Here is a 23,036-nt window from a genome sequence, read left to right as displayed (position 1 = left end):
GTCAGCACCCGTCGGAGGTGAACGCCATGCGCAGGTTGGGCAGGTTGAAGACGGCCGCCGTGGTGGCGTAGTTGTTCTGCCGCAGGTTTTCGATGACGACCGAGTCGGCCTGCTGCGAGAAGACGCCGGGGTTGCCCTTCACGCCGGGCACCTTGTCCAGGGTGCTGGCGTCCTGCCCGACGTCGATGTTGCGGAAGGCGGCGTCGCCGTTGACCTCGTCACCGTCGACCACAAGGGTCCGAGCGGTGACCGGTCGGTCGCCGCCGCCGGCGGTGATCTTCAGGAAGATGCCACCGAGGTTGATGCTCTGGCAGAGGTTGGTCAGCTCCGCCTTGTCGATCGCCGAGACCATCACCAGGACCTGTCCGCCGGTGTCGCCCTGGTTGGGGCTGTCCGGGATCATCTGGTCGAGGGTGGCGAACTGCTCGAACCCGGTGCCGGTGAGCCTGTCGGCCGTGACGGTGAACGGCATGCCTGAGATGGCGAACTGCGCGCCAAGCACGCCCTGGGCGGTGAGCATGATCATGCCGGCGGCGCCCGCCACGACGACGCCGAACGTGGCGGTGAACCGGCGCCAGCGCACGCCACTGCGCGGCGGGCCTGCTGCGATTGGTGTGGTTTCCTCCGACATGGCGGCTCCCCTTAAGATCAATTCATCAGCGACAATGGGAATTGCATCCTTGACCTGTGCTTTGTGGGCGCAGAGCCGAAGTTACCGCTGAGTAAAGGACAGGTCAACGCCATGTGGCGGCCATTTGGGCGGTATTTGTTAAATGCGGCCAAAGTGAAAAACCGCTGCGGTTTCCTACCGGGCGATCAGGAGTGGTGGGTCGGTGCGCACGGCGCGGTCGTGCTCGGGCCGTCGTCCGGCCGTATCGGCCGGGTCGCCTGAATCGCACCCCCGGTGCCCAGGAACGGCGCCGTGGCCGCGTAGGTGAGCACCGGCAGCAGTTGCGGCAACTCCGCCGCCCGACCCCTCGCCACCCGGCCGCGGACCGTGGCGTAGATGCCGCCGACCACAGTGGACACCAGCTCGTCGCGGCCCACGTCGGCGAGCACCGGCCCCGGGCCGGCGTCGGCGAAGAACCGGCGGAAGCTGGTGAGCAGCGCGTCGCGCTCGCGGCGGGCGTCGGGGCCTGCCGCCTCCACCTCGACGAGCGCCATCCGCGCGAACGCCGGCACGCTCGCCAGCACCTCCAGCAGGGTGCGCAGCGCGGCCCGTGCCGCGTCCGGCCAGGCCGGGCCGGCCTCGCGGTAGGCGCTCTCCATCAGCTGCGACACCACTGCGATCCCGTGCCGGTACGCGGCGAGAAAGGCGTCCTCCTTGCCGGTGAACAGGGCGTAGAAGGCCGGCCGGGTCACGCCTGCGGCGTGGCAGATGTCGCTGACTCGGGCGTTGTCGTAGCCCTTCGTCGCCACCTCGTGCACGAGCCCGTCGAAGAGACGGTCACGTTGGGTGGCGGCCACGACCTCCGCGGAGACCCGTCGCGGGCCGCGCTTGATCGCGCGGTCCGGGTCGCGGCCCGGGCGCGCGCCGGGCAGGGGTGCCGGCACCGGCGGGGGGTGGCTCTGCGTGGTCAACTCATTGACCTCCGTTGATTCGTTGACTTTACGACCCTCCGGGGTTTATAACTTTCCTCACGCTCAGTTCGCTCCCCGTCACCATTGGTGATCTCCCGGATGGTCACCCCGACTCGTCGAAGGAGGGCTCGATGGCTGTCATTATCGCCGAACACGAACGCTCTCCCAATGCCGGAAAGGCGCAGGTGACGCGGCTCCGCCGCAGTGCACCACGCCGAGCCGCCCGCTGACCCCGCGGCGCCTTCCGTCATCCGCGGTCGACCCGACGGTCGCCCGGCACCTCCACCACCGCCGTCCACCATGGACGGCCACACTCGCCGCCCGGACCTACCCGCCCGGCGGTGACCGCCTGTGCGGTCCGCTCGTTCCCGTCCCACCACCGGAAGGAAGCAACATGCCCAGGTACGGAAAGATCGGCGGGGGCCTCGTCGCCCTCGCGCTGCTCACCGGCCTCCTGGCCGGCACGCCAGCCTCCGCCGACCCGTCGGCAGCGCTCGCCAGCAACGTCCTGACCTACCCCACGGCCGGCGGCACCGCCGTCGCCGTCAACGACGTCATCCAGGCCAGCCTCAAGACCGGCACCAACGCCACCTTCTACAACTCGACCTCGGGCACCACCGGCATCAAGTGCGCCGCGTCAAGCTTCAGCGCCAAGGTGCTCACCAACCCGACCGCCCCGGGCACCGCCACCGAGAGTCTCACCGCCCAGAGCTTCGGCACCTGCACCACAAACGTGTTCGGCACCACCGGGGTGCAGAGCATCGCCCTCAACAACCTGCCGTACGCCACCTCCGTCACCAGCGCCGGCGTGGTCAAGATCTCCGGCACCGCGGCGGCGCCGGTCCAGAGCACCGTCGTGCTGAACTCGCTGCTCGGCGCGATCACCTGCGTCTACCGGACCAGCACCAACAGCCTCACCGGTGTGGCGGCCAACGCCACCAACTCGATCACCTTCACCAACCAGCCGTTCACCAAGTTCTCCGGCCCGTCCCTCTGCTTCGGCACCGCGTACTTCTCGGCGACGTACTCGCCGGTGCGTGACAGCACCAAGGGCAACGCCGCCGTCTACGTGAACTGACCAGGTTCCACCGGGCCGGTGCGCGGCGATCCGCCGTGCGCCGGCCCTCGACGTGGCGCGGGTCAGCCGGTGACCAGCGCCCCGTGCAGGGCGCGCATCGACCGGACGGCCGAGCGGATCTCCTGCAGGTAGCGGCCGGGGCTGAGCGTCGGCTCCGGCAGCCGGGCCAGGTCGGGCAGAGTGGGGTCCACCCCGACGGTGTCGACCTCGCAGCCGTACGGCAGGGCCAGGGTGCGCAGCGCGTCGCAGTGTTGGAACGGCACGTAGATCGGCGCGGTCACCAGCAGCACCTCGTCGTCGGTGGCGAGCTGGACGTGCCCGGCCCAGAACCGCTGGGTGTCCGCGGTGTGCGCGCGCCGCCGATGGGGCTCGCTCGACGGCGCCGCCAGCACCCGCACCGGAGGCAGACCGGCCGGCAGATAGGTGCGCGACGACCAGGAGTGGTGTGGGTGACCCGCGTCGACCCCGTCCCGCAGGGCCGGCGCGCTCACCCCCAACGCCAGCCGGACCGCCGCGTCCAGGGCGTCCACCTCCGTCGCGCAGTCGCGCACCCCCGCCTCGACCAGCGTCAGGCGTTCCAGCTCGGAGAGCGGCCGGAAGCTGCCCAGCACCGCCACCTCTCCGGTCACCCGCAGCCCCTCGCGCAGCAGGTGCACGGCGTACGCGACGCGGCGCAGGCAGGCGTGCGCCAGACCGCCCAGCACCACCAGGTGGGCGTACGCGGGCCGGGCCGGCGGTACGGGTCGGACGAGCCCGAGCGCGGCGGCGGTGACGCGTACCAGCTCGGCGGTGTCCGGGTCGAGTGCCGGCTCCCGGGCGTCGGGCCTCTCGCGGCCACCCCGGAAGTCCCAGTGGACGCCGGAGAAGTCGTCGAGGAACCGGAGAATGTCGGCGAGGTCGCCGCCCGGCCAGGTGCCGCCGAAACGGGCGACCAACCGGCGCAGCGGGTCGGCGCCGACCCAGCCGGCGATCCCGTCGATCATCGCGGATGCATCCGGGGCTCCGGCGGGCAGCGGCACGTCCGGCCCGACGGGCACCGGCCCGGTGCGCACCGACCCGGACGCTGGCGGGGCGGGGAGTTCGGGCACCGCCGGATCGTACCGATCGGAGCGCCCGGCGCGCGGTCGACCGCCACGACCGGGCTGACGCACTGTCAGGAGCGGACGCTCCCTGCGCTACACAGTGGCAGTTGTCCATGCCGGCTGGTGGTGGGAGCGTGCGGTATCCACGAACGCCGCTGAAGGGTGCCCACGATGACCGACGACCTGCTGGCCCGGCACCGGGCCGTGCTCCCGTCCTGGATGCCGCTCTACTACGCCGAGCCGATCGAGCTGGTCTCCGGCTCGGGCCGCCGGGTCGTCGACGCCCAGGGGCGCAGCTACCTGGACTTCTTCGGCGGGGTGCTCACCAACATGATCGGGTACGACATCCCGGAGATCCGGGAGGCGGTCGAGCGCCAGCTCGCCACCGGCATCGTGCACAGCTCGACGCTCTACCTGATCCGCCAGCAGGTGGAGCTGGCCGAGAAGATCGCGCAGCGGTCCGGCATCGGAGACGCCCGGGTGTTCTTCACCAACTCCGGCACCGAGGCGAACGAGGCCGCGCTGCTTGTCGCCACCAACCACCGCCGTTCGCACCAGATCCTGGCCGTGCGCAACAGCTACCACGGCCGGTCGTACGCGGCGATGGGTGTCACCGGCAACCGCAACTGGTCGGCCAGTGCGCTCAACCCGCTCCAGGTGGCCTGGCTGCACTCGGGTGACCGGGTGCGCGGTCTGCTGGCGCGGCTGAGCGCCGAGGAGCAGGTCGACGCGGCGGTGGAGGACCTGCGCGAGGTGCTGGCCACCCAGACCACAGGTGACGTGGCCGCGCTGATCGCCGAGCCGATCCAGGGCGTCGGTGGTTTCGTGCACCCGCCGGACGGGCTCTTCGCCGGGTGGAAGAAGGTCCTCGACGAGCACGGCATCCTGTTCATCGCCGACGAGGTGCAGACCGGCTGGGGGCGTACCGGGGAGCACTTCTGGGGTTACCAGGCGCACGGCGTCACCCCGGACCTGCTCACCTTCGCCAAGGGCATCGGCAACGGGTTCGCCCTGGCCGGGGTGGTCGGTCGGGCCGAGGTGCTGGAGGCCGTGCCGGCGATCAGCTTCTCCACGTTCGGCGGCAACCCGATCTCCACGGCGGCCGGCAACGCGGTGCTCGACTACCTGCTCGCGCACGACCTCCAGGCGAACGCGGCACGCGTCGGCGCGATCCTCGCCGACGGCCTGCGGTCCGCCGTGGGCGGTCTCGACTGCGTCGCCGAGGTACGCGGAAAGGGGCTGATGCTCGGCGTCGAGTTCGTCAGGCCGGGCACCAGCGAGCCCGACCCGGCGTTGACCAACCAGGTCTTCGAGGCGTGCCGTTCCGGTGGCCTGCTGGCCGGCAAGGGCGGCCTCTACGGCAACGTGCTGCGGATGGGTCCACCGTTGACGCTTACCGAGGAGGAGGCCCGCGAGGGCCTGGCGATCCTCGTCGACGCGATCCGCTCGTCGGCGGGGGTAGCGGCATGAGCACCGGACACTTCATCGACGGCAAGCGGGTCGGCGGCACGTCCGAGCGGCGTGGCGACGTGTTCGACCCGGCGACCGGTAGGCGTACCGCCGAGGTGGAGCTGGCCTCCGCCGCGGACGTGGACGTCGCGGTGCAGGCCGCGGCCCGCGCGGCGCGGACCTGGCGGGACGCGTCGTTGGCGAAGCGGTCGACGGTGCTGTTCGCGTTCCGCGAGCTGGTGCACGCCCGCCGCGACCGGCTCGCCGAGGCGATCACCGCCGAGCACGGCAAGGTGCTCGCCGACGCCGCCGGCGAGGTGCAGCGCGGCCTGGAGGTCATCGAGTACGCCTGCGGTCTGCCGTCGGCGCTGCGCGGCGCGTTCAGCGAGAACGTGTCCACCGAGGTCGACTCGTACACCATCCGGCAGCCGCTCGGGGTGGTGGCGGTGATCTCGCCGTTCAACTTCCCGGTGATGGTGCCGCTGTGGTTCGTGCCGGTGGCGGTGGCCTGCGGCAACACGGTGGTGCTCAAGCCGAGCGAGAAGGACCCGAGCGCGGCGCTGCTGCTGGCCGAGTGGTTCGCCGAGGCGGGCCTGCCCGACGGGGTGCTCAACGTGGTCAACGGCGACTCCGAGGCCGTCGACGCGCTGCTGGACCACCCGGAGGTGCGGTCGGTGTCGTTCGTCGGCTCCACCCCGATCGCCAGGTACGTCTACCAGCGCGGCACCGCGGCCGGTAAGCGGGTGCAGGCGCTCGGCGGGGCCAAGAACCACATGGTGGTGCTGCCCGACGCCGACCTGGACCTGGCCGCCGACGCGGCGGTCAACGCCGGGTTCGGCTCGGCGGGGGAGCGGTGCATGGCCATCTCGGTGCTGGTGGCCGTGGAGCCGGTCGCGGACGCGCTCGTCGAGCGGATCGCCGCGCGGATGGCCGGCCTGCGCACCGGTGACGGGCGGCGGGGCTGCGACATGGGTCCGCTGGTCACCGCCGACCACGCGGCGAAGGTGCGCTCCTACGTGGACGCCGGGGTGGCCGCTGGCGCGGTGCCGGTGGTGGACGGGCGGGACGTGACGCCGGACGGCGACCCGGGCGGCTTCTGGCTGGGCCCGACGCTGTTCGACAGGGTGACCCCTGACATGTCGATCTACACCGACGAGATCTTCGGGCCGGTGCTCAGCGTGGTCCGGGTCGGCTCGTACGACGAGGCCGTGGAGCTGGTCAACGCCAGCCCGTACGGCAACGGCACGGCGATCTTCACGAACGACGGCGGCGCGGCCCGGCGCTACCAGCACGAGGTGGAGGTGGGCATGGTCGGGATCAACGTGCCGATCCCGGTGCCGATGGCGTACCACTCGTTCGGCGGCTGGAAGTCCTCGCTCTTCGGTGACCTGCACGCGCACGGTGAGGACGGGGTGCGGTTCTTCACCCGGGGCAAGGTGGTCACCAGCCGGTGGCTCGATCCCCGGCACGGCGGGGTGAACCTCGGGTTCCCCACCCAGACCTGAGCGGACTCCGCCCTCGGCGGCGGCGGGTGGTGATAACGGTTCGACCCTCAGGACTTGAAGTCCGGGCGTGGCTGTCGTAGAAATTCTTCAGCAACTGAGCATGAACTGAAGAGAATCAACGTGCCTCGCGCGGCGGACGCCTTCCCCCACACGGCGATCCGCCCGACCCGACCCGAGGAGAACCGATGAACAGGCGTGACATCCTGCGGCGCAGCGCCGCCGCCGGCCTGCTGGCCACCCCCGCCGCCGCTCTGCTGACCGGTTGCGCGACCGGCGGCGGCGACAAGGGCGATGCCGAGACCTACAAGGGCACCAAGAGCGCCGAGAACCCGCTCGGCGTGAAGGAGGACGCCCCGCTCGAGGTGGTGATCTTCGGCGGCGGCTTCGGCGAGGAGTACGCCAAGGCCCACGAGGCCATGTACACCGAGAAGTACCCGAAGGCGAAGATCAAGCACTCCGCCACCCAGGAGATCAGCAAGACCCTCCAGCCACGTTTCGTCGACGGCACCCCGCCCGACGTGGTCAACAACTCCGGCGCCGGCCAGATCGACTTCAACGGCCTGGTCAGCCAGAACGCCATCGCCGACCTCGGCGAACTGCTCGACGCGCCGAGCCTCGACGTCCCAGGCAAGACGGTCCGGGAGACCCTGCTGCCCGGCGCGGTCGAGATCGGTTCGTACGACGGCAAGTTCCTGGTGATGAACTACACCTACACCGCGTACGGCATCTGGTACTCCAACAAGCTGCTCACCGACCGCGGCTGGACGTACGCCAAGACCTGGGACGACCACATCGCCCTGTGCAAGCAGATCAAGGCCGCCGGCATCGCCCCCTGGACGTACGCCGGCCTGCACCCGCGCTACATGAGCTGGCCGCTGATCTCCACCGCGATCAAGCTCGGCGGCCCGTCGGTGGCCACCGCCATCGACAACCTGGAGCCGAACGCCTGGAAGTCCGACTCGATGCGCACCGCCGCCGACGCGTGGCACCAGATCGTCAAGGACAAGTACATCCTCGACGGCTCCTCCGGCCTGGACCACAAGCAGTCGCAGACCGCCTGGTGCCAGGGCAAGGCCGCCTTCATCTCCTGCGGATCCTGGCTGGAGAGCGAGCAGAAGGACGTCACCCCGGCCGGCTTCAACATGACAATCGCGCCCACGCCGAGCCTGGGCAGCGGCGACAAGCTGCCGTTCGAGGCGATCCGGGGCACCGCGGGCGAGCCGTTCATGGTGCCCGCCAAGGCCCGCAACCTCGCCGGCGGGCTCGAGTACTTCCGCACCATGCTGTCCCGCAAGGGTGCGCAGGACTTCACGAAGAAGGTCTCCAGCCTCACTGTCGTCGCCGGCGCCAGCGAGGGCGTGGACCTGCCGTACGGGCTGAACACAGTGGTCAAGGCGCTCGACGCGTCAGGCTCCAACGGCTTCAACTGGGTCTACAACAACTACTACCGCAAACTGGAGCGCAACCTCGTCGACGCCGCGTGCGGCGAGTTCTTCAGCGGCCGGATCGGCCCGGCGGAGTTCCTCGACCAGTGCCAGAAGGGTGCCGACTCGATCGCCCAGGACAGCTCGATCAAGAAGTACAAGCGAGCGGCCTGACCGCCCGGCCGGTGGGGGAGACGACCACCCCCACCGGCCGTATCCCCTCGGAGAGGTCCTTCTCGTGAGACATGGCAAGTGGCCGCTGATCGTCACGTTCCTGGTGCCGCCGGTGCTGCTGTACGTGTTCTTCGTCGTCTCGCCGTACCTTCAGGCGTTCCAGATCTCCACCACCGACTGGCTCGGCTACTCCGCCGACGCCAACCCGGTCGGTCTGGCGAACTTCAGGGCCCTGTGGCGCGACGACTACGTCTGGAACGCGCTGAAGAACAACGGCATCCTGCTGGCCCTGGTGCCCGTGCTGACAATCGTGCTCGGGCTGTTCTTCGCCACCATGCTCGCCATGGGCGGACGCAAGGGCCACGCCGGAGTCACCGGGGTACGCGGCGGCGCGTTCTACCGCACCGTCTACTTCTTCCCGCAGGTGCTCTCCGTGGTGATCATCGCGCTGCTGTGGAAGGAGGTCTACCACCCCAACAAGGGGCTGCTCACCAGCGCACTGCACGGCCTCGGCCTGCCCTCGCCGACCTGGCTCGGCGACCCGGCGACAGCCTTCTGGTGCGTCCTCGCGGTGATGGTGTGGAGCAACGTCGGCTTCTACGTGGTGCTGTTCGGCGCGGCCATGTCCGCGGTGCCGAAGGAGATCTACGAGGCGGTGCTGCTCGACGGCGCGTCCCGGTTCACCACCCTGCGCCGGGTCACCCTGCCGCTGCTCTGGGACACCGTGCAGGTCGCCTGGGTCTACCTGGCCATCTTCGCCCTCGACGGGTTCATCCTCGTGCAGCTCATGACCAACGGTGGACCGAACTTCTCCACCGACGTGATCGGCGTACGGATGTACGACACCGCCTTCGGCAGCGAGACCAAGTTCGGCTACGCCTCGGCGATCGGCGTGGTGATGTTCTTCCTGACCCTCTCGGTTGCCGTGCTGTCGCTGCGGATCGGCCGGCGCGAACGGATCGAGTACTCGTGACCACACTGGACAAGCCCGCCGCGACCGCGCCGACCCCTACCGCCCGGCGGGACCGTCCCGTACGCCGGGAACTGGGCGTCGCCAACACCCTGTCGCACGGCTTCCTGCTGATCTGGGGCCTGCTCACCGTCCTGCCGCTGCTGTGGATGTTCCTCAGCTCGTTCAAGACCAACGGCGAGATCCTGGCCGACCCGTGGGGGCTGCCAAGTGCGCTGCACTGGGACAACTGGGCGCGGGCCTGGACCGGCGCGCACATCGGCAGGTACTTCCTCAACAGCCTCGTGGTGGTCACCGGCTCGGTCAGCCTCACCATGCTGATGGGCGCCACCGCCGCGTACGTCTTCGCCAGGTACGAGTTCCGCGGCCGGCAGTTCGTCTACTACCTGTTCGTGGGCGGACTGATGTTCCCGGTGTTCCTCGCCCTGGTGCCGCTCTTCTTCGTGGTCCGCAACGCCGGCCTGTTCAACACCTGGGTCGGACTGATCCTGGTGTACGCGGCCTACTCGCTGCCGTTCACGGTGTTCTTCCTGACCGCGTTCTTCCGGACCCTGCCGACCTCGGTGGCGGAGGCCGCGATGGTCGACGGCTGCGGTCACTTCCGGCTCTTCTTCCGGGTGATGCTGCCGATGGCGCGTCCGGGACTGATCAGCGTAGCGATCTTCAATTTCCTCAGCCACTGGAACCAGTTCCTGCTGCCGCAGGTGCTCATGCAGGGCGACGAGTCCAAGTGGATGCTCGCCCAGGGGCTGTTCGCGCTGTCGGTCAGCCAGGGTTACGCGGGCGACTACGCGCGACTCTTCGCCGGGCTGAGCATCGCGGTGCTGCCGGTGCTCGCGATCTACGTGGCCTTCCAGCGCCAGGTCCAGACCGGCCTGACCGCCGGCCAGCTCAAGTAACCCGACCGATCCCGATCGCTGTCTCCCGCCTCCAGCCCACCCGCCCAGGATCCGCGCACCTTCAGGGAAACTGCTGCCTCAGCCCGCCCCGAGACAGCAGTTTCCCCGAAAGTGCCCGGATCTTGCTCGCAGGCGGCGGCGTGTGCGCCCCCTTGGGGAGCGCGGGCGGGCGTCAAGCGGTCGTGCACGTCTTGATCGCGCTCGATCCAGGATGTAGTGGCCTCCCGGCGCGAGGTGGGGACTACATCCAGGATCGAGCGCGATCATGCCCACCGGGCCGGCCCGGCGCGACCCGTGGGGTCCGGCGTGACCGCGCGGCCCCGGTGCGCGCGGTCCCTCGTCGGCGCCGGTCGCGTGCGGCGCCGGTCCCGTGCGGCGCCGGTCCCGTGCGGCGCCGGTCGCGTGCGGCGCAGATCTCGCCGGGCGGGCGGGGTCAGGGGGCGGCGGGGAAGAGGCGGGCGTGCAGGGCGGCCGGGTCGGTCAGCTCGGTCAGGTCGCGGGCGGCGAGCCAGGCTGCGGCGGCGGCCCCGTCGCCGGCGGTACGTAGCGGCGCGTGCGGCCAGTACCGGCTGACCTCGGCCCGGACGGCGGTGGCGAGCGGGGTGTCAGCGGTGAGCAGTCCGCCGCCCAGCACGACGGGTGTGTCGGCTCCGGCCGCGCGGATCCGGCTGACGCTGGACGCCAGGTGCGCGGCGGCCTCGGCGACGAGTGCGGTGGCGACCGGTTCGCCGTCGGCGGCGGCGGTGACCACGAGTGGCGCGAGCCGGGCCAACTCGACGGGGGGTCGTCGGGTGACCGCCTGGATGGTGGCGTCGACCGTGTCGCGGGGTCGTGGAGCGATGTCGGCGCTGCCCATCAGTTCGGTGAGTACCGCAGTGGCCAGCGCGCCCGGCGTGTGGCCGGCGTCGAGGTCGGCCAGGAGCCGGCGAACCGCCTCGCGGCCGAGCCAGAAACCGGACCCGGCGTCGCCGAGCAGCCACCCGTGACCGTCGGCGACGCGGTCCAGTCGCAGGTCGCGGACCTTGGCGGTGATCGCCCCGGTGCCGGCGATGAGGACCGTCCCGTCGGGCTCGGCGGTGCCGGAGGCGTACGCGACGAGGGCGTCGCCGTGAACGGCGTACGGGCAGCGCAGGCCGGCGTCGTGCCAGGCGCGGTCGAAGGCGGCGCGTCCGGTCGGGTCGGCGAGTAGTCGGGCGGCTCCGGCCAACCCGATGGTGCCGGCGGCCACCCGGCTCGGGTCGACTCCGTGCAGCGCGCCGCGCAGTGCGGTGCGCAGTTCGGCGGCGGCCCGTTCGGCGCCGTGGCTGGTGGGGTTGCCACCGCCGGCACGTCCGGTGCCGAGGCGGTCACCGGTGAGGGTCAGGGCGGTCGCCCGGGTGGACGTACCGCCGACGTCGAGGCCGACCACGACGGTGTCGGACATCGGCACGGGCCTCCTTGCGCAGCGCGGCGACGGGTCTGTTCATGCTGGTCCGCACCGTCGCGCGGGGCAAGGTCCGGGGGTGCGGCGGCTTGTGCGCCAGGTAACAGTTTGAAAACTTCGCCCACGGTCTTGACACGGAGGGGCGTTCAGTAAGAAATTTTACCACTAACAGTTAACAGTCCTTCGAAAATGCGAGGCGTCGATGGTTGATCATGAGGTGGACACCGCCGCGGGGACCGCGGTGGTCGACGCCGACGCGGTCGACCGGCGGGGCAGCCTCGGATCAGCCTCCGACGGGGTCCTGGCCCGGGTCCGCAATGGACTCGACGAGCTGACCGGTGCCCTGCGCCGGGTCGCCGACCACGTGCTCAGCGACCCGGAGGCCGCCGCCCGGTCCACAATCGTGGAGCTGGCCGAGCGCAGTGGCACCTCACCGGCGACCATCACCCGCTTCTGCCGGGCGATGGGCTTCGAGGGGTACGCCGACCTGCGCCTCGGCATCGCCTCCGAAACGGGTCGGGCGCGGTCGGCCGGCTGGACCGTCGACATCGGACGCGAGATCCAGCCGAGCGACCCCCTGGCCCGGGTGCTCGACCAGATCATGGCCGCCGACACCCGCGCCATGCACGACACCGCCACGCTGCTCGACCTCGCCGAGGTGGAACGGGCCGCCGTCGCGATCGCCGGCGCGAGTCGGGTGAACATCTTCGGTGCCAGCGGCAGCGCGCTGGTCGGCGAGGAGATGCAGTTCAGCCTGCACCGCATCGGGGTGGCCGCGTGGGCCTGGAACGACGTCCACGAGGGGCTGGCCAGCGCGGCGTTGCTGCGCGCCGGTGACGTCGCGCTCGGCATCTCGCACACCGGGCAGACCCGCGAGACGATCGAGATGCTCGCCGAGGCCGGCAGCCGGGGCGCCACCACCATCGCCCTGACCGGCTTCCCCCGCTCGCCGCTGGCCGAGCTGGCCGACATCGTGCTGCTCACCGCCAGCCAGGCGACCACCTTCCGGCCGGACGCCCTCTCCGCCCGGCACCCCCAGCTGGTGGTGCTCGACCTGCTCTACATCGCCGTCGCCCAACGCACGCACGACCGCGCGCACGCGGCCTTCCGGCGTACCGCGCAGGCCGTCGACGGGCACAAGGCAGCGAAGGGAGCCCATTCGTGATCAGCGCCCAGGGGTACGCGGACGCCGTCCGCCCGGTGCTCGACCGGCTGCTCGACTCGGAGGCCGACGGGATCACCCGGGCCGCCGACCTGATCGCCGACAGCCTGCGCGACGGCGGTGTGCTCCAGGCGTTCGGCGCCGGGCACTCGGAGGCGTTCGCCGCCGAGCTGGTCGCCCGGGCCGGCGGGTTGGTCCCCACCAACCGGCTCTCGGTACGGGACCTGGTGATGCACGGTGACGCCCCGCGCGACGTGCTCGCCGACCCCAAGCTGGAACGCGACCCCTCCATCGCCCACCAGATCTACGCGCTCGCGGCGCCACAGCCGCGCGACGTGTTCGTGGTGGCGTCCCAGTCCGGCATCAACGGCTCGGTGGTCGAGCTGGCGGCGCTGGTCACCGAGCGCGGTCACCCGTTGATCGCGGTCACCTCGGTCGAGCACACCGCGCGGGTGGCTCCACGGCACCCGTCCGGGCATCGGCTCGCCGACCTCGCCGACGTCGTGCTGGACAACGGCGCGCCGTACGGCGATGCACTGCTGCCGCTCGAGGGCGGCGGCGCGGTCTGTGCGGTCTCCTCGGTCACCACGGCGCTGCTGGCGCAGTTGCTGACCGCTGAGGTCGTACGACGGTTCCACCAGGCCGGAGAGGTGCCCCCTATCTACCTCTCCGCCAACGTCCCCGGTGGGGACGAGCACAACATCGCCCTCGAGTCGCGGTACGCCGGGCGTCTCCGGCGCACCGCCTGACCCGAAATTCCACAAGGAGAGACGACGATGTCGATTACCCCCGAACACCCGGTCGCACTCGACCGTCGCACGGTGCTGCGGCGCGCCGCAGCCGTGGGTGTGCTCGCCACTCCGGCCATCGGCCTGCTCAGCGCCTGCGCCACGAGCGGCGACGACAAGGAGAACGAGCAGGTCGCCGGCGGCACCAAGAGCGCCACCAACCCGCTGGGCGTCAAGGAGGACGCGCCCATCGAGGTCGTCATCTTCAACGGCGGCTACGGCGAGAAGTACGCCACCGACGTGCACGAGCCGCTGTACAAGAAGGCGTTCCCGAAGTCCGAGGTGAAGCACCAGGCGACCCAGGCGGTCTCCACCGTGCTCCAGCCCCGGTTCGCCTCCGGCAACCCGCCGGAGTTCGTTAACAACTCGGGTGAGAAGTTCCTCGACTTCGGCGCGCTCGTCAACGACGGCCAGCTCCAGGACCTCACCGAGCTGTGGGACGCGCCGTCGGTCGACGACCCGAGCAAGAAGGTCCGCGACACCGTCATCCCGGGCATCGTCGAGCAGGGCATGTTCAACACCGCCGACGGGCAGCGCAAGCCGTTCGTCCTGTACTACGTCTCGACGGTCTACGGCATCTGGTACTCCGGCAAGCTCTTCAAGGACAACGGCTGGACCGCGCCTACCAACTTCGAGCAGTTCAAGGCGCTCTGCGAGCAGATCAAGGCCAAGGGCATCACCCCGTACGGCTACGCCGGGGCGAACGCGGCCTACTACCAGTGGAACGTGATCCTCAGCCAGGCCGCGAAGATCGGCGGCGCGGACGTGCTGAAGAACATCGACAACCTGGAGGACGGCGCCTGGAAGCAGGACGCCGTCAAGCAGGCCGCCGAGGCGTGGGCGGAGATCGGCGCGAAGTACTCGGACAAGAGCTTCGAGGGGCTCAAGCACACCGACGTGCAGCTGCGGCAGAACCAGGGCAAGGTCGCCTTCTACCCGTCCGGCGACTGGCTGGAGAACGAGCAGAAGAAGGACACGCCGGCGGGCTTCACCTACCAGCTCATGCCGGTGCCCAGCCTGACCGCGTCGGACAAGCTGCCCGCGACGGCCATCCGGGCGGCCGGTGGCGAGGGCTACTTCGTCTCGTCCAAGAGCAAGAACCCGCGCGGCGGCATGGAGTACATGCGCCAGATGCTCTCCAAGTCGGGCGCCCGGGGCTTCACCGAGACCGTCGGCGCGGCCACGGTGGTCCCGGCCGGCAGCGAGGGCTTCCAGTTCCCGCCCGGCGTGGCCAGCGCGCAGGCGGCGCTGAAGGCGGCCGGCAACGACGTGTTCAACATGCTGTTCGACAACTGGTACAAGGAGCTCGACACGGAGGCGCGCACCGCCACCAACGAGCTGATGTTCGGCCGGATCAAGGCGGACGCCTTCGTGGAGCGCATCCAGAAGCGCGCCGACGCGATCAAGAAGGATTCCTCCGTCACCAAGTTCAAGCGCTGATCGGAGCGTAGGAATCATGCGGCACGGCAAGTATCCGTTCGTGATCGGGTTCCTGTTCGCCCCGGTCACCCTGTACGTGGTCTTCGTCATCGCGCCGTACGCGCAGGCGTTCCAGATCTCGATGACCAACTGGCGGGGGCTGTCGGCCCCGCAGTGGGTGGGCTTCGACAACTACCGGAGGCTGCTCGACGACGGCAGCTTCTGGAAGGCGGTCCAGCACCACGGCGTACTGCTGCTTGCCCTGCCGCTGATCACCATCGCCATCGCCCTGTTCTTCGCCTTCCTGCTCAACGTGGGTGGCAAGAGCAGCGGTGGTCAACGCCAGGGGGTCTGGGGGGCGAAGTTCTACCGGGTGGTGTTCTTCTTCCCCCAGGTCCTGGCGGTGGCCATCATCGCGGTGCTGTTCCAGATGGTGTACCGGCCCAACGAGTCCGGCCTGATCAACGGCGTGCTGATGAAGCTCGGCCTCGACCCGGTGCTCTTCCTGATCCGGCCGAACCTGGCCCTCTGGTCGATCATCGCGGTGCTGGTCTGGCAGGCGGTCGGCTTCTACGTGGTGCTCTTCTCGGCCGGGATGGCCTCCATTCCCGGTGAGATCTACGAGGCGGCCGAGATGGACGGCGCGACCAAGGTGACGCTGTTCTTCCGGGTCACCCTGCCGCTGCTCTGGGACACCCTCCAGGTGGCGTGGGTCTACCTGGGCATCGCGGCGTTCGACGCGTTCGCCATCGTGGCGGTGCTCTCGGTGGACGGTGGCGGCCCGGACGGCGCCACCACGGTCCTGGCCATGGAGATCTACCGCAACGCGTTCGTCTACTCGAAGTACGGCTACGCCTCGGCGATGGGCGTGGCGCTGTTCTTCCTCACCCTCACGTTCGCGGCGTTGACGCTGCGGCTCACCAAGCGGGAAAGCGTGGAGTACTGATGAATCCGCAGTCGACGCTGCCGCCGACACCGGCGGCGCTGCCGCCGAAGACCGGTGACCCGTCCGCCCCGGCCGGGCGGGGGCGCAAGGGCCCCCGATCGGAGGTACGGCTCTTCGCGGGCCTGGGGCACGTCGCGCTCGCCGTGTGGGCGGTGATCGTGATCGTGCCGATCCTCTGGACCTTCCTCGCCGCGTTCAAGAACACCAGCGAGATCTTCAGCAGCCCGTGGACGCTGCCGGCGGAGCTGCGCTGGGAGAACTTCGGCCGGGCCTGGACCAAGGCGAACGTCGGACGGTACTTCCTCAACAGCGTGATCGTGGTGTCGTGCAGCACGTTCGGCACCATGCTGCTCGGCTCGATGGCCGCGTACGTGCTGGCCCGGTACAAGTTCTGGGGCAACCGGGCGATCTACTACCTGTTCGTCTCCGGGTTGGCGTTCCCGGTGTTCCTGGCCCTGGTGCCGCTGTTCTTCGTGGTGAAGAACCTGGGCCTGCTGGACACCCACACAGGTGTGGTGCTCGTCTACATCGCCTACTCGTTGCCGTTCACCGTGTTCTTCCTGGCCGCGTTCTTCAAGACGCTGCCGTCGTCGGTGGCCGAGGCGGGGATGATCGACGGCTGCGGGCACACCCGGCTGTTCTTCCAGGTGATGATGCCGATGGCCAAGCCGGGCCTGATCAGCGTGGCGATCTTCAACATCATCGGTCAGTGGGCGCAGTACCAGTTGCCGTTGGTGCTGCTCTCCAACGCCAAGGACAAGTGGGTGCTCACCCAGGGCATCGCCGACATCTCGGTCAACGCCGGCTACGAGGCCGACTGGTCCGGGCTGTTCGCCGCGCTGACCATCGCCATCCTGCCGATGATCATCGTGTACGCGGTCTTCCAACGTCAGATCCAGGCCGGCCTCACCTCCGGCGCCGTGAAGTAGCCCGCGGTCACCTCGGGCGCTCGTCGGCCTGCGTGTGCCAGGAGTGCCAGAGTGCCGCGTACGCCCCGTCGGCAGCCACGAGATCATCGTGGCTGCCGATCTCGGTGATCCGGCCGTCGGCCAGGACGGCGACCCGGTCGGCGTCGTGCGCGGTGTTGAGCCGGTGCGCGATCGCGATGACGGTCCGCCCGACCAGCACGGCGGCCAGGGCCCGCTCGGTACGCCGGGCGGTGCTCGGGTCGAGCGCGGCGGTGGCCTCGTCCAGGATCAGCGTGTGCGGGTCGGCGAGCACCAGCCGGGCCAGGGCCAGTTGCTGTGCCTCCGCCGGGCCGAGCTGCCGGGCGCCGTCGCCGAGCGCGGTGTCCAGCCCGTCGGGCAGCTCGGCGTACCAGTCGGCGCCCACCGTGCGCAGCGCCGCGAGCATCTGGTCGTCCGTCGCGTCGGGTGCGGCGAACGACAGGTTGTCGCGGACCGAGCCGATGAAGACGTGGTGCTCCTGCGTGACAAGGGCGATCCGCCGTCGGCGTTCGGCGGGGTCGAGGTCGGTGATCGGGCAGCCGCCGATGCTGACGACGCCGCGCCGTGGCGCGTCGATCCCGGCCAGCAGCCGGGCCAGTGTCGACTTGCCGGCGCCGGACGGCCCGACCACGGCGAGCCGCTCACCGGGTCGCACCTCCAGGTCGATGCCGTGCAGCACGTCGTGCCCGTCGGAGTAGGAGAACCGCGCACCGCGGACGACGAGCCGTTCGCCACGCGAACTGGCCGCGCTGCCGGACGGCTCCGGCGGAACCAGGCCCACGCCCAGCACCCGGGCGTACGACGCGAAGCCGCGCTGCGCCTGCTCGGTCCACTGCAACAGCCGGTCCAGCGGCTCGATGGCCTGTTGCAGGTAGAGCGCGGCGGCCACCACCGCGCCGAGCGAGACCATGTCCCGGGTGAGCAGGTAGCCGCCGACGAGCAGGACCAGGGCGACCGGCAGCGGGTAACTGGCCTCCACCACCGAGAAGAAGACGGTCCGCAGCGCCAGGGTCGCCCGTCGGGCTCGCCACACCCGGGTGACGCGGGTGGTGCCGTGCCGGATGCGGTCGTCGGTCAGCCGTAGCGCCTCCACCGTACGGGCGCCGTCGGCGGTGCTCGTGAGCGTCTCGGTCAACTCGGCGGCCGCCGCCCCCTCAACGAGGTACGCCGAGCTGGCCCGGCGCAGATACCACCTGGTCACCGCCACGATCGAGGGCATCCCGGCGAGCGCGGCGAGCCCGAGCACCGGGTGCAGCAGGAACACCGCGCCGAACAGCAACGTCAGCTGCACCGAGGCGATGACGATTGTGGGCACCACGTCGCGGACCGTCGTCCCGACCGTCGCCACGTCGACCGAGCTGCGGGTCGCCAGGTCGCCGGAACCGGCGCGCTCGACGACCGAGACCGGCAGCCCGAGCGTCCGGCTGACGAACTGCTCGCGCAGCTCGGCGACGGCCCGCTCACCGAAGCGGTGACCGGCGTACTGGGCGAACCGGGCGAGCAACGCGCTGACCACTACGCAGCCGGCGATGGCCAGCGCGAGCCGGTCCACAGTGGCCACGCCCGCCCCGGCGGTGACCCGGTCGACGATGGTGCCCAGCAGCCACGGCGGGGCGAGCCCGGCGACCGCGGCGGCGCTGTGCAGCGCCAGCACGACAGCGACGGCCCGGCGGTGCCGGCTGATCATGTCCCGTAGCGCCAGTCGTACGGTGCCGCGGTCCGCGACCGGCAGACGGCTCACCGGTACGCCTCCTCGGCGTCGGCGGGCCGCTCGGCGTCGGGGTCGTCGCTGCCCCGGGCCACCAGGTGCCGGTAGTCCGGATCCCGGTCGAGCAGGTCGGTGTGGGTGCCGACGGCGCTGATCCGGCCCCCGCTCAGATACGCGACCTCGTCGGCCCGGCCGAGCAGCAGCGGCGACGTGGCGAGCACAAGCGTGGTCCGCCCGGCCCGCGCGGTCCGCAGCCGCTCGGCGATCCGCGCCTCGGTGTGCGCGTCCACCGCCGAGGTCGGGTCGACGAGGATCAGCACCTCCGGCTCGGCCAGGAGCGCGCGGGCCAGGCGTACCCGTTGGCGCTGACCCCCGGAGAGGGTCCGGGCCCGGGCGTCCAGCGGAGTGTCCAGCCCGGCCGGCAGGGCGTCCACGACGTCCTGCGCCGAGGCGGTCCGCAGGGCCGCGCCGATCCGTTCGTCGTCGGCCCCGGGGCGCAGGACGTCCCGCAGGGTTCCGGCGAAGAGGTACGAGTCGTGGTCGGCGACCAGGATCCGGGCGCGGACCTCGTCCAGGGCGATCCCGCTCAGCGGCACGCCGCCCCAGGTGGTGTCGCCGGCGACGTACCGGCCGAGCCGGTCGGCAAGCGCCACCGCCGCGGCCGGGTCGTCGCAGGCCACACCGGTCAGCCGGCCGGCGCGTACGGTCAGCCCGGTCACCGGGTCGTGCAGATCGGCGAGGCCGGCCGGTGCGGCCACGCCCTCGGGGTGGCGCGCGTCCGGCACGGTGCCCGGCCACCGGCGACCCGGCCCGCCCACGTCGTCAGGTGGCACGTTGAGCAGGTCGGCGATCCGTCGGGCGGCGACCCGACCCCGGATCAGCTCGTAACTGCCCTCCAGCAGGAACCAGACAGGCACGATCAGGCTGGCCACGTAGCCGTAGACGGCGACCAGTTCGCCGACCGTGACGGTGCCGTCGACCGCCATCCGGGCCGTCAACCACACCACCGCCGCCAGGAACAACCCGGGGATGGCGACAGTCGCCGCGTCGATCCAGCTCACCACGGCTCCGACCCGGTACCCCTCGGCGCGCAGGTCCTGCGAGCGGTCCGCGTACCGGCGGGCGAAGAGGTCCCGGCCGCCCACCCCGGCGAGCACCCGCAGCCCGGCCACGATGTCGCCGGAGCGGGCCGTGAGCGCGCCCTGCTGCCTGCGGTAGGCCGACTCGGCCCGTTCGAGCCGGCGCAGCAGCGGGCCGACGACCAGCCCGACCGCCGGCACCCCCACCAGCACGCAGAGCGCGAGCATCGGGGAGATCGACCAGAGCAGCACGGCGACGACCCCGTACGCGACGACCGCGCCGACCCCCGGCCCGGTCAGCGTCAGCACCTGCGCCGACCAGTCGATGTCGGAGCCACCGACGGTGGCCACCTCACCGGCGGCGGTCCGGCGTGGCAGCGCCGCCCCGACCCGGGACAGGTGACGCAGCAGGACCTCCGCCGAGCGGGCCTTGGCGTCCTCCCGGATGAAGGTCATCGTGCGGTGCCGCATGATGCCCAGGTACGACAGGCCCATTCCCGCCACGACGATCGCCGCGACCCAGAGGACCAGGGCGCGTGTGTCACCGGCGCGCAGCCCGTCGTCGACGGCCCGGGAGATCAGGTAGGGCCGGGCCGCCAGCCCGACCATCCAGGCCGTGCCGAGCACGCTGCCACGCAGCACGCGCCCGGGCTGGCAACGGACCAGCCACCACAGGTACCGCATCGGACCGCGAGTGTCGGGAGTGCCGGGCTCGGAGTGCGGGATCTGCGGGGGCACCCGACCACGCTACCGAGCGCCCGGTCGACCCACCGACCCGTTTTCCTGTCGCACGGGGAAGGCAGAATCACATTCGTGCTGGTGGCGGTGGTGGCGGGCGAGCGGGGCGGGGGAGAGCTGCGTCCGCTCGACGCCGCCGGCCGGCCCGCCGGCCCGGTCGAGACCGTCAGCGACCTCGCGGCGGCGGTGGCCGCTCGGGAGGCCGCCGAGCACCCGCGCTGGGTCTGGGCCACCGCCGGCGCGATCTACCCGGCGCTGCTGCGGGCCGGCGTGCGCGTCGAGCGGTGCCACGATGTGGAGCTGACCGAGGCGTTGCTGCTCGGGCACGCCGGCCGCTGGGGGGAGCCCCGCTCGCTTGCCGCCGCCTGGGCCCGACTGAGCGGCGGCCCGGTGCCACCCGACCCGCCGCCGCGCGCCGCCGCGCCGCCCGGGCACGGCCAGGGCGCGCTCTTCGACGCGCTGCCCGGCCCGCCGGGCCCGGGCATCGAGGCACTGACCCAGGTGTACGCCGACCAGCTCGCCCGGGTCGCCGCGACCGAGCACCCGGGCCGGTTCCGGCTGCTGGTGGCCGCCGAGTCGGCCGGCGCGTTGGTCGCCGTGGAGATGGGCGCCGCGGGGCTGCCCTGGCGGGCCGGGGTGCACGACGCGATCCTCGCCGAGCTGCTGGGCGAGCCGTCCCCGGTGGGTGGGCCGCCGCGCCGGTTGGCCGACCTGGCTTCCCGGATCGCCGACGCGTTCGGCGTACGCCGGCTGCACGCCGATTCCCCGGCGGAGCTGTTGAAGGCGTTCGCGCGGGTCGGCGTGGAGCTGCCCAACACCCGGGCCTGGGTGCTGCGCGGCGTGGACCATCCGGCGGTGCCGCTGGTTCTCGAATACAAGGAGCTGTACCGAATCTGGACGGCGCACGGCTGGTCGTGGCGTGAGCAGTGGGTGCGCGACGGGCGGTTCCAGCCGGAGTACGTGCCGGGCGGGGTGGTCTCCGGCCACTGGGCGACCCGGGGCGGCGGCGCGTTGCAGATCCCGAAGGTGATCCGCCGGGCGGTGGTGGCCAACCCGGGCTGGCGGCTGGTGGTCGCCGACGCCGGTCAGTTGGAGCCGCGTGTGCTGGCGGCGGTCTCCGGCGACGCCCGGCTGGCGGCGGCGGGCGGGGCCGGCGATCTCTACGCCGCGCTCGCACGTGACTCGTTCGGCGGTGACCGGGCGCGAGCCAAGGTGGCGCTGCTCGGTGCGATGTACGGGCAGACCGGCGGGGCGGCGGTGCCCGCGTTGGCGGTGCTGAAGCGCAGCTACCCGACGGCGTTCGGCTTCGTCGAGGCGGCGGCGCGTACTGGTGAGGCGGGTGGGTTGGTGCGGTCCTGGCTCGGGCGTACGTGCCCGCCGGGCACGTACGGGTTTGGTGATCCCGACGACGCGCCGCTCGATCCGGACGCGGCGGCCGATCCGCAGGGTCCTCGGGCGCGGGCCGCCCGGTCGAGGGGGCGGTTCACCCGCAACTTCGTCATCCAGGCCACCGCCGCGGAGTGGGCGTCGACGTTGTTGGCGACCCTGCGGACGGAGCTGGCCGGCAGCACCGCCGAGCTGGTCTTCTTCCAGCACGACGAGGTGGTCGTGCACGCCCCGGCGGGCGAGGCCGCCGACGTCGCCGAGGCGGTCAGCCGGGCGGGGGAGCGGGCGTCGGCGCTGCTGTTCGGTGCCACGCCTGTCCGTTTTCCGCTGGATCTGTCCATCGTCGACTGTTACGCGGACGCGGCCTGACCGGTTGGTGCCGACCCGTCAGTGACCGCCGGTCCGGCATCGCGTCCTCGGCGGTGGTGGGCTCCGATGCGTAACGGTTGCACTATTTCTCCTTTTCGCCCCGCCACCCGCGAGCCGCCGTCCTCGTTGCAGTGTCCGTAGGAGGGGCCGACCGGTCACGGTCGGTGCCGTGCTGGAGGGGGCGCAGCTGAACCGGATCGCAGCAATGATCATCGCCGCAGGCGGGGGACGACGGATCGGTGGTCCCGAGGCCCTGCTGCACCAGGGTGAGAAGCCACTGGTCAACCAGATGATCGACACGATGACCGAAGCGGGCTGCGAGCAGATCGTGGTCGTGCTGGGTGCCGCCGCCGATCAGGTCCGGGAAACCGCGGACCTGGGCAGGGCCACCGTTGTGATCAACAAAGCGTGGGGCACCGGGGTCGGTTCGTCCATCAGGGCCGGCCTGGCCGCGATGGACGACGACGGGATCGAGGCGGTGGTGGTGGTCCCTGTCGACATGCCGGGCCTGACCGCCGCGGCGGTCCGACGGGTGGCCGCGCTGCCGTACCCGGACGTGCTTGTCTGCGCCACCTACGACGGGTTGCGCGGTTACCCGATGCTGTTCGGCCGTCGGCACTGGCCCGGCATCGCCACGCTGGCCAGCGCCGACGTGGGCGCACGCCCGTACCTGCTGGCGCACAAGGACCAGATCGTCGACATCGCCTGCGACTCGGTGGCCGACGGCAGCCGGGTCGACACCCCGGAGCTGATGGCGCTGTACGGCCTGACCGTCCCGCCGCAGCGCGTGGGCGTCTAGCCGCTGCCAACCCGGTCAGGGTGTGCAATCCTGCCCATTAGCCACCCGCTGATCATGGCCTGGGCCCTCAACCGTAGGCGGCACTGTCGTCAAGCCGACGGCGATGCTCT

Annotated in this window: 19 protein-coding genes; 13 read left to right on the top strand and 6 right to left on the bottom strand. The window is 71.3% G+C overall.

Annotated features, from left to right (window positions below):
* Position 1: 1 nt before the first annotated feature.
* Together ACZ6N8_RS28020 and ACZ6N8_RS28015 are read right to left on the bottom strand one after the other, a co-directional pair.
* Complete coding sequence (locus ACZ6N8_RS28020; RefSeq protein ID WP_466013659.1) at positions 2-631, bottom strand: DUF6230 family protein; 630 nt, start codon at positions 629-631, stop codon at positions 2-4.
* A 185-nt stretch (positions 632-816) separates the two neighbouring features.
* Complete coding sequence (locus ACZ6N8_RS28015; protein WP_466013657.1) at positions 817-1,581, bottom strand: TetR/AcrR family transcriptional regulator; 765 nt, start codon at positions 1,579-1,581, stop codon at positions 817-819.
* A gap of 394 nt (positions 1,582-1,975) precedes the next feature.
* On the opposite strand from ACZ6N8_RS28015, the gene ACZ6N8_RS28010 reads away from it, so the two are divergent.
* The gene (locus ACZ6N8_RS28010) at positions 1,976-2,659 is read left to right on the top strand and encodes a Tat pathway signal sequence domain protein (protein ID WP_466013655.1); all 684 of its coding nucleotides are present in this window, start codon (positions 1,976-1,978) and stop codon (positions 2,657-2,659) included.
* 62 nt (positions 2,660-2,721) lie between these two features.
* On the opposite strand, the gene ACZ6N8_RS28005 is transcribed toward ACZ6N8_RS28010, so the two are convergent.
* Positions 2,722-3,747, bottom strand: a complete 1,026-nt coding sequence (locus ACZ6N8_RS28005) for a hypothetical protein (RefSeq protein ID WP_466013653.1) — start codon at positions 3,745-3,747, stop codon at positions 2,722-2,724.
* A gap of 165 nt (positions 3,748-3,912) precedes the next feature.
* Between ACZ6N8_RS28005 and ACZ6N8_RS28000 the strand changes: the two genes are divergently transcribed.
* From ACZ6N8_RS28000 to ACZ6N8_RS27980, 5 genes are all read left to right on the top strand, one after another.
* Positions 3,913-5,211 (top strand): aspartate aminotransferase family protein, encoded by a 1,299-nt coding sequence (locus ACZ6N8_RS28000; protein WP_466013651.1) that lies wholly within the window; start codon positions 3,913-3,915, stop codon positions 5,209-5,211.
* Complete coding sequence (locus ACZ6N8_RS27995) at positions 5,208-6,695, top strand: CoA-acylating methylmalonate-semialdehyde dehydrogenase (protein ID WP_466013649.1); 1,488 nt, start codon at positions 5,208-5,210, stop codon at positions 6,693-6,695. Before ACZ6N8_RS28000 ends, ACZ6N8_RS27995 begins: the two co-directional genes overlap by 4 nt.
* Before the next feature lie 185 nt (positions 6,696-6,880).
* The gene (ngcE, locus tag ACZ6N8_RS27990) at positions 6,881-8,293 is read left to right on the top strand and encodes an N-acetylglucosamine/diacetylchitobiose ABC transporter substrate-binding protein (RefSeq protein ID WP_466013647.1); all 1,413 of its coding nucleotides are present in this window, start codon (positions 6,881-6,883) and stop codon (positions 8,291-8,293) included.
* Positions 8,294-8,357: 64 nt separating this feature from the next.
* A complete protein-coding gene (locus ACZ6N8_RS27985) occupies positions 8,358-9,266 on the top strand; it encodes a carbohydrate ABC transporter permease (protein ID WP_466013645.1) in 909 nt (302 codons plus the stop codon).
* On the top strand, positions 9,263-10,162 hold the full coding sequence (locus tag ACZ6N8_RS27980; protein ID WP_466013643.1) for a carbohydrate ABC transporter permease: 900 nt from the start codon (positions 9,263-9,265) through the stop codon (positions 10,160-10,162). The genes ACZ6N8_RS27985 and ACZ6N8_RS27980 overlap by 4 nt, the downstream gene beginning before the upstream one ends.
* A gap of 433 nt (positions 10,163-10,595) precedes the next feature.
* On the opposite strand, the gene ACZ6N8_RS27975 is transcribed toward ACZ6N8_RS27980, so the two are convergent.
* Positions 10,596-11,585, bottom strand: a complete 990-nt coding sequence (locus ACZ6N8_RS27975) for an N-acetylglucosamine kinase (RefSeq protein ID WP_466013641.1) — start codon at positions 11,583-11,585, stop codon at positions 10,596-10,598.
* Between the two features lie 202 nt (positions 11,586-11,787).
* Between ACZ6N8_RS27975 and ACZ6N8_RS27970 the strand changes: the two genes are divergently transcribed.
* From ACZ6N8_RS27970 to ACZ6N8_RS27950, 5 genes are read left to right on the top strand one after another with little or no spacing between them, the layout of a single operon-like run.
* The gene (locus ACZ6N8_RS27970; RefSeq protein WP_466013639.1) at positions 11,788-12,750 is read left to right on the top strand and encodes a MurR/RpiR family transcriptional regulator; all 963 of its coding nucleotides are present in this window, start codon (positions 11,788-11,790) and stop codon (positions 12,748-12,750) included.
* On the top strand, positions 12,747-13,496 hold the full coding sequence (locus ACZ6N8_RS27965; RefSeq protein WP_393140080.1) for a sugar isomerase domain-containing protein: 750 nt from the start codon (positions 12,747-12,749) through the stop codon (positions 13,494-13,496). Before ACZ6N8_RS27970 ends, ACZ6N8_RS27965 begins: the two co-directional genes overlap by 4 nt.
* A gap of 27 nt (positions 13,497-13,523) precedes the next feature.
* The gene (gene ngcE / locus ACZ6N8_RS27960) at positions 13,524-14,975 is read left to right on the top strand and encodes an N-acetylglucosamine/diacetylchitobiose ABC transporter substrate-binding protein (protein WP_466013637.1); all 1,452 of its coding nucleotides are present in this window, start codon (positions 13,524-13,526) and stop codon (positions 14,973-14,975) included.
* 16 nt (positions 14,976-14,991) lie between these two features.
* Positions 14,992-15,900: a carbohydrate ABC transporter permease gene (locus ACZ6N8_RS27955; protein ID WP_466013635.1), complete on the top strand. Its 909-nt coding sequence runs from the start codon at positions 14,992-14,994 to the stop codon at positions 15,898-15,900.
* Positions 15,900-16,829: a carbohydrate ABC transporter permease gene (locus tag ACZ6N8_RS27950; protein ID WP_466013633.1), complete on the top strand. Its 930-nt coding sequence runs from the start codon at positions 15,900-15,902 to the stop codon at positions 16,827-16,829. Before ACZ6N8_RS27955 ends, ACZ6N8_RS27950 begins: the two co-directional genes overlap by 1 nt.
* A 7-nt stretch (positions 16,830-16,836) precedes the next feature.
* Here ACZ6N8_RS27950 and ACZ6N8_RS27945 read toward each other — a convergent pair whose 3' ends face one another.
* Entirely contained in the window at positions 16,837-18,534 is a 1,698-nt protein-coding gene (locus ACZ6N8_RS27945; RefSeq protein ID WP_466013740.1) for an ABC transporter ATP-binding protein, read from the bottom strand.
* Between the two features lie 50 nt (positions 18,535-18,584).
* Entirely contained in the window at positions 18,585-20,318 is a 1,734-nt protein-coding gene (locus ACZ6N8_RS27940; protein ID WP_466013738.1) for an ABC transporter ATP-binding protein, read from the bottom strand.
* A gap of 99 nt (positions 20,319-20,417) precedes the next feature.
* On the opposite strand from ACZ6N8_RS27940, the gene ACZ6N8_RS27935 reads away from it, so the two are divergent.
* Positions 20,418-22,127, top strand: a complete 1,710-nt coding sequence (locus ACZ6N8_RS27935; RefSeq protein ID WP_466013736.1) for a bifunctional 3'-5' exonuclease/DNA polymerase — start codon at positions 20,418-20,420, stop codon at positions 22,125-22,127.
* A gap of 205 nt (positions 22,128-22,332) precedes the next feature.
* Positions 22,333-22,926, top strand: a complete 594-nt coding sequence (locus ACZ6N8_RS27930; protein WP_139585168.1) for a nucleotidyltransferase family protein — start codon at positions 22,333-22,335, stop codon at positions 22,924-22,926.
* Positions 22,927-23,036 lie beyond the last annotated feature (110 nt).

It is taken from the genome of Micromonospora sp. NPDC047521 (assembly GCF_055587305.1).
The sequence above is the reverse complement of the archived record's forward strand: the minus strand, read 5'-3'. Positions and strand labels throughout refer to the sequence as shown.

What these genes read in the sequence shown, in the direction of transcription:
- ACZ6N8_RS28020 (WP_466013659.1), bottom strand. Translation starts at nt 631, where the DNA reads ATGTCGGAGGAAACCACACCAATCGCAGCAGGCCCGCCGCGCAGTGGC.
- ACZ6N8_RS28010 (WP_466013655.1), top strand. Translation starts at nt 1,976, where the DNA reads ATGCCCAGGTACGGAAAGATCGGCGGGGGCCTCGTCGCCCTCGCGCTG.
- ACZ6N8_RS28000 (WP_466013651.1), top strand. Translation starts at nt 3,913, where the DNA reads ATGACCGACGACCTGCTGGCCCGGCACCGGGCCGTGCTCCCGTCCTGG.
- ACZ6N8_RS27995 (WP_466013649.1), top strand. Translation starts at nt 5,208, where the DNA reads ATGAGCACCGGACACTTCATCGACGGCAAGCGGGTCGGCGGCACGTCC.
- ngcE (WP_466013647.1), top strand. Translation starts at nt 6,881, where the DNA reads ATGAACAGGCGTGACATCCTGCGGCGCAGCGCCGCCGCCGGCCTGCTG.
- ACZ6N8_RS27975 (WP_466013641.1), bottom strand. Translation starts at nt 11,585, where the DNA reads ATGTCCGACACCGTCGTGGTCGGCCTCGACGTCGGCGGTACGTCCACC.
- ACZ6N8_RS27970 (WP_466013639.1), top strand. Translation starts at nt 11,788, where the DNA reads ATGGTTGATCATGAGGTGGACACCGCCGCGGGGACCGCGGTGGTCGAC.
- ngcE (WP_466013637.1), top strand. Translation starts at nt 13,524, where the DNA reads ATGTCGATTACCCCCGAACACCCGGTCGCACTCGACCGTCGCACGGTG.
- ACZ6N8_RS27955 (WP_466013635.1), top strand. Translation starts at nt 14,992, where the DNA reads ATGCGGCACGGCAAGTATCCGTTCGTGATCGGGTTCCTGTTCGCCCCG.
- ACZ6N8_RS27950 (WP_466013633.1), top strand. Translation starts at nt 15,900, where the DNA reads ATGAATCCGCAGTCGACGCTGCCGCCGACACCGGCGGCGCTGCCGCCG.
- ACZ6N8_RS27945 (WP_466013740.1), bottom strand. Translation starts at nt 18,534, where the DNA reads ATGATCAGCCGGCACCGCCGGGCCGTCGCTGTCGTGCTGGCGCTGCAC.
- ACZ6N8_RS27940 (WP_466013738.1), bottom strand. Translation starts at nt 20,318, where the DNA reads ATGCGGTACCTGTGGTGGCTGGTCCGTTGCCAGCCCGGGCGCGTGCTG.
- ACZ6N8_RS27930 (WP_139585168.1), top strand. Translation starts at nt 22,333, where the DNA reads ATGATCATCGCCGCAGGCGGGGGACGACGGATCGGTGGTCCCGAGGCC.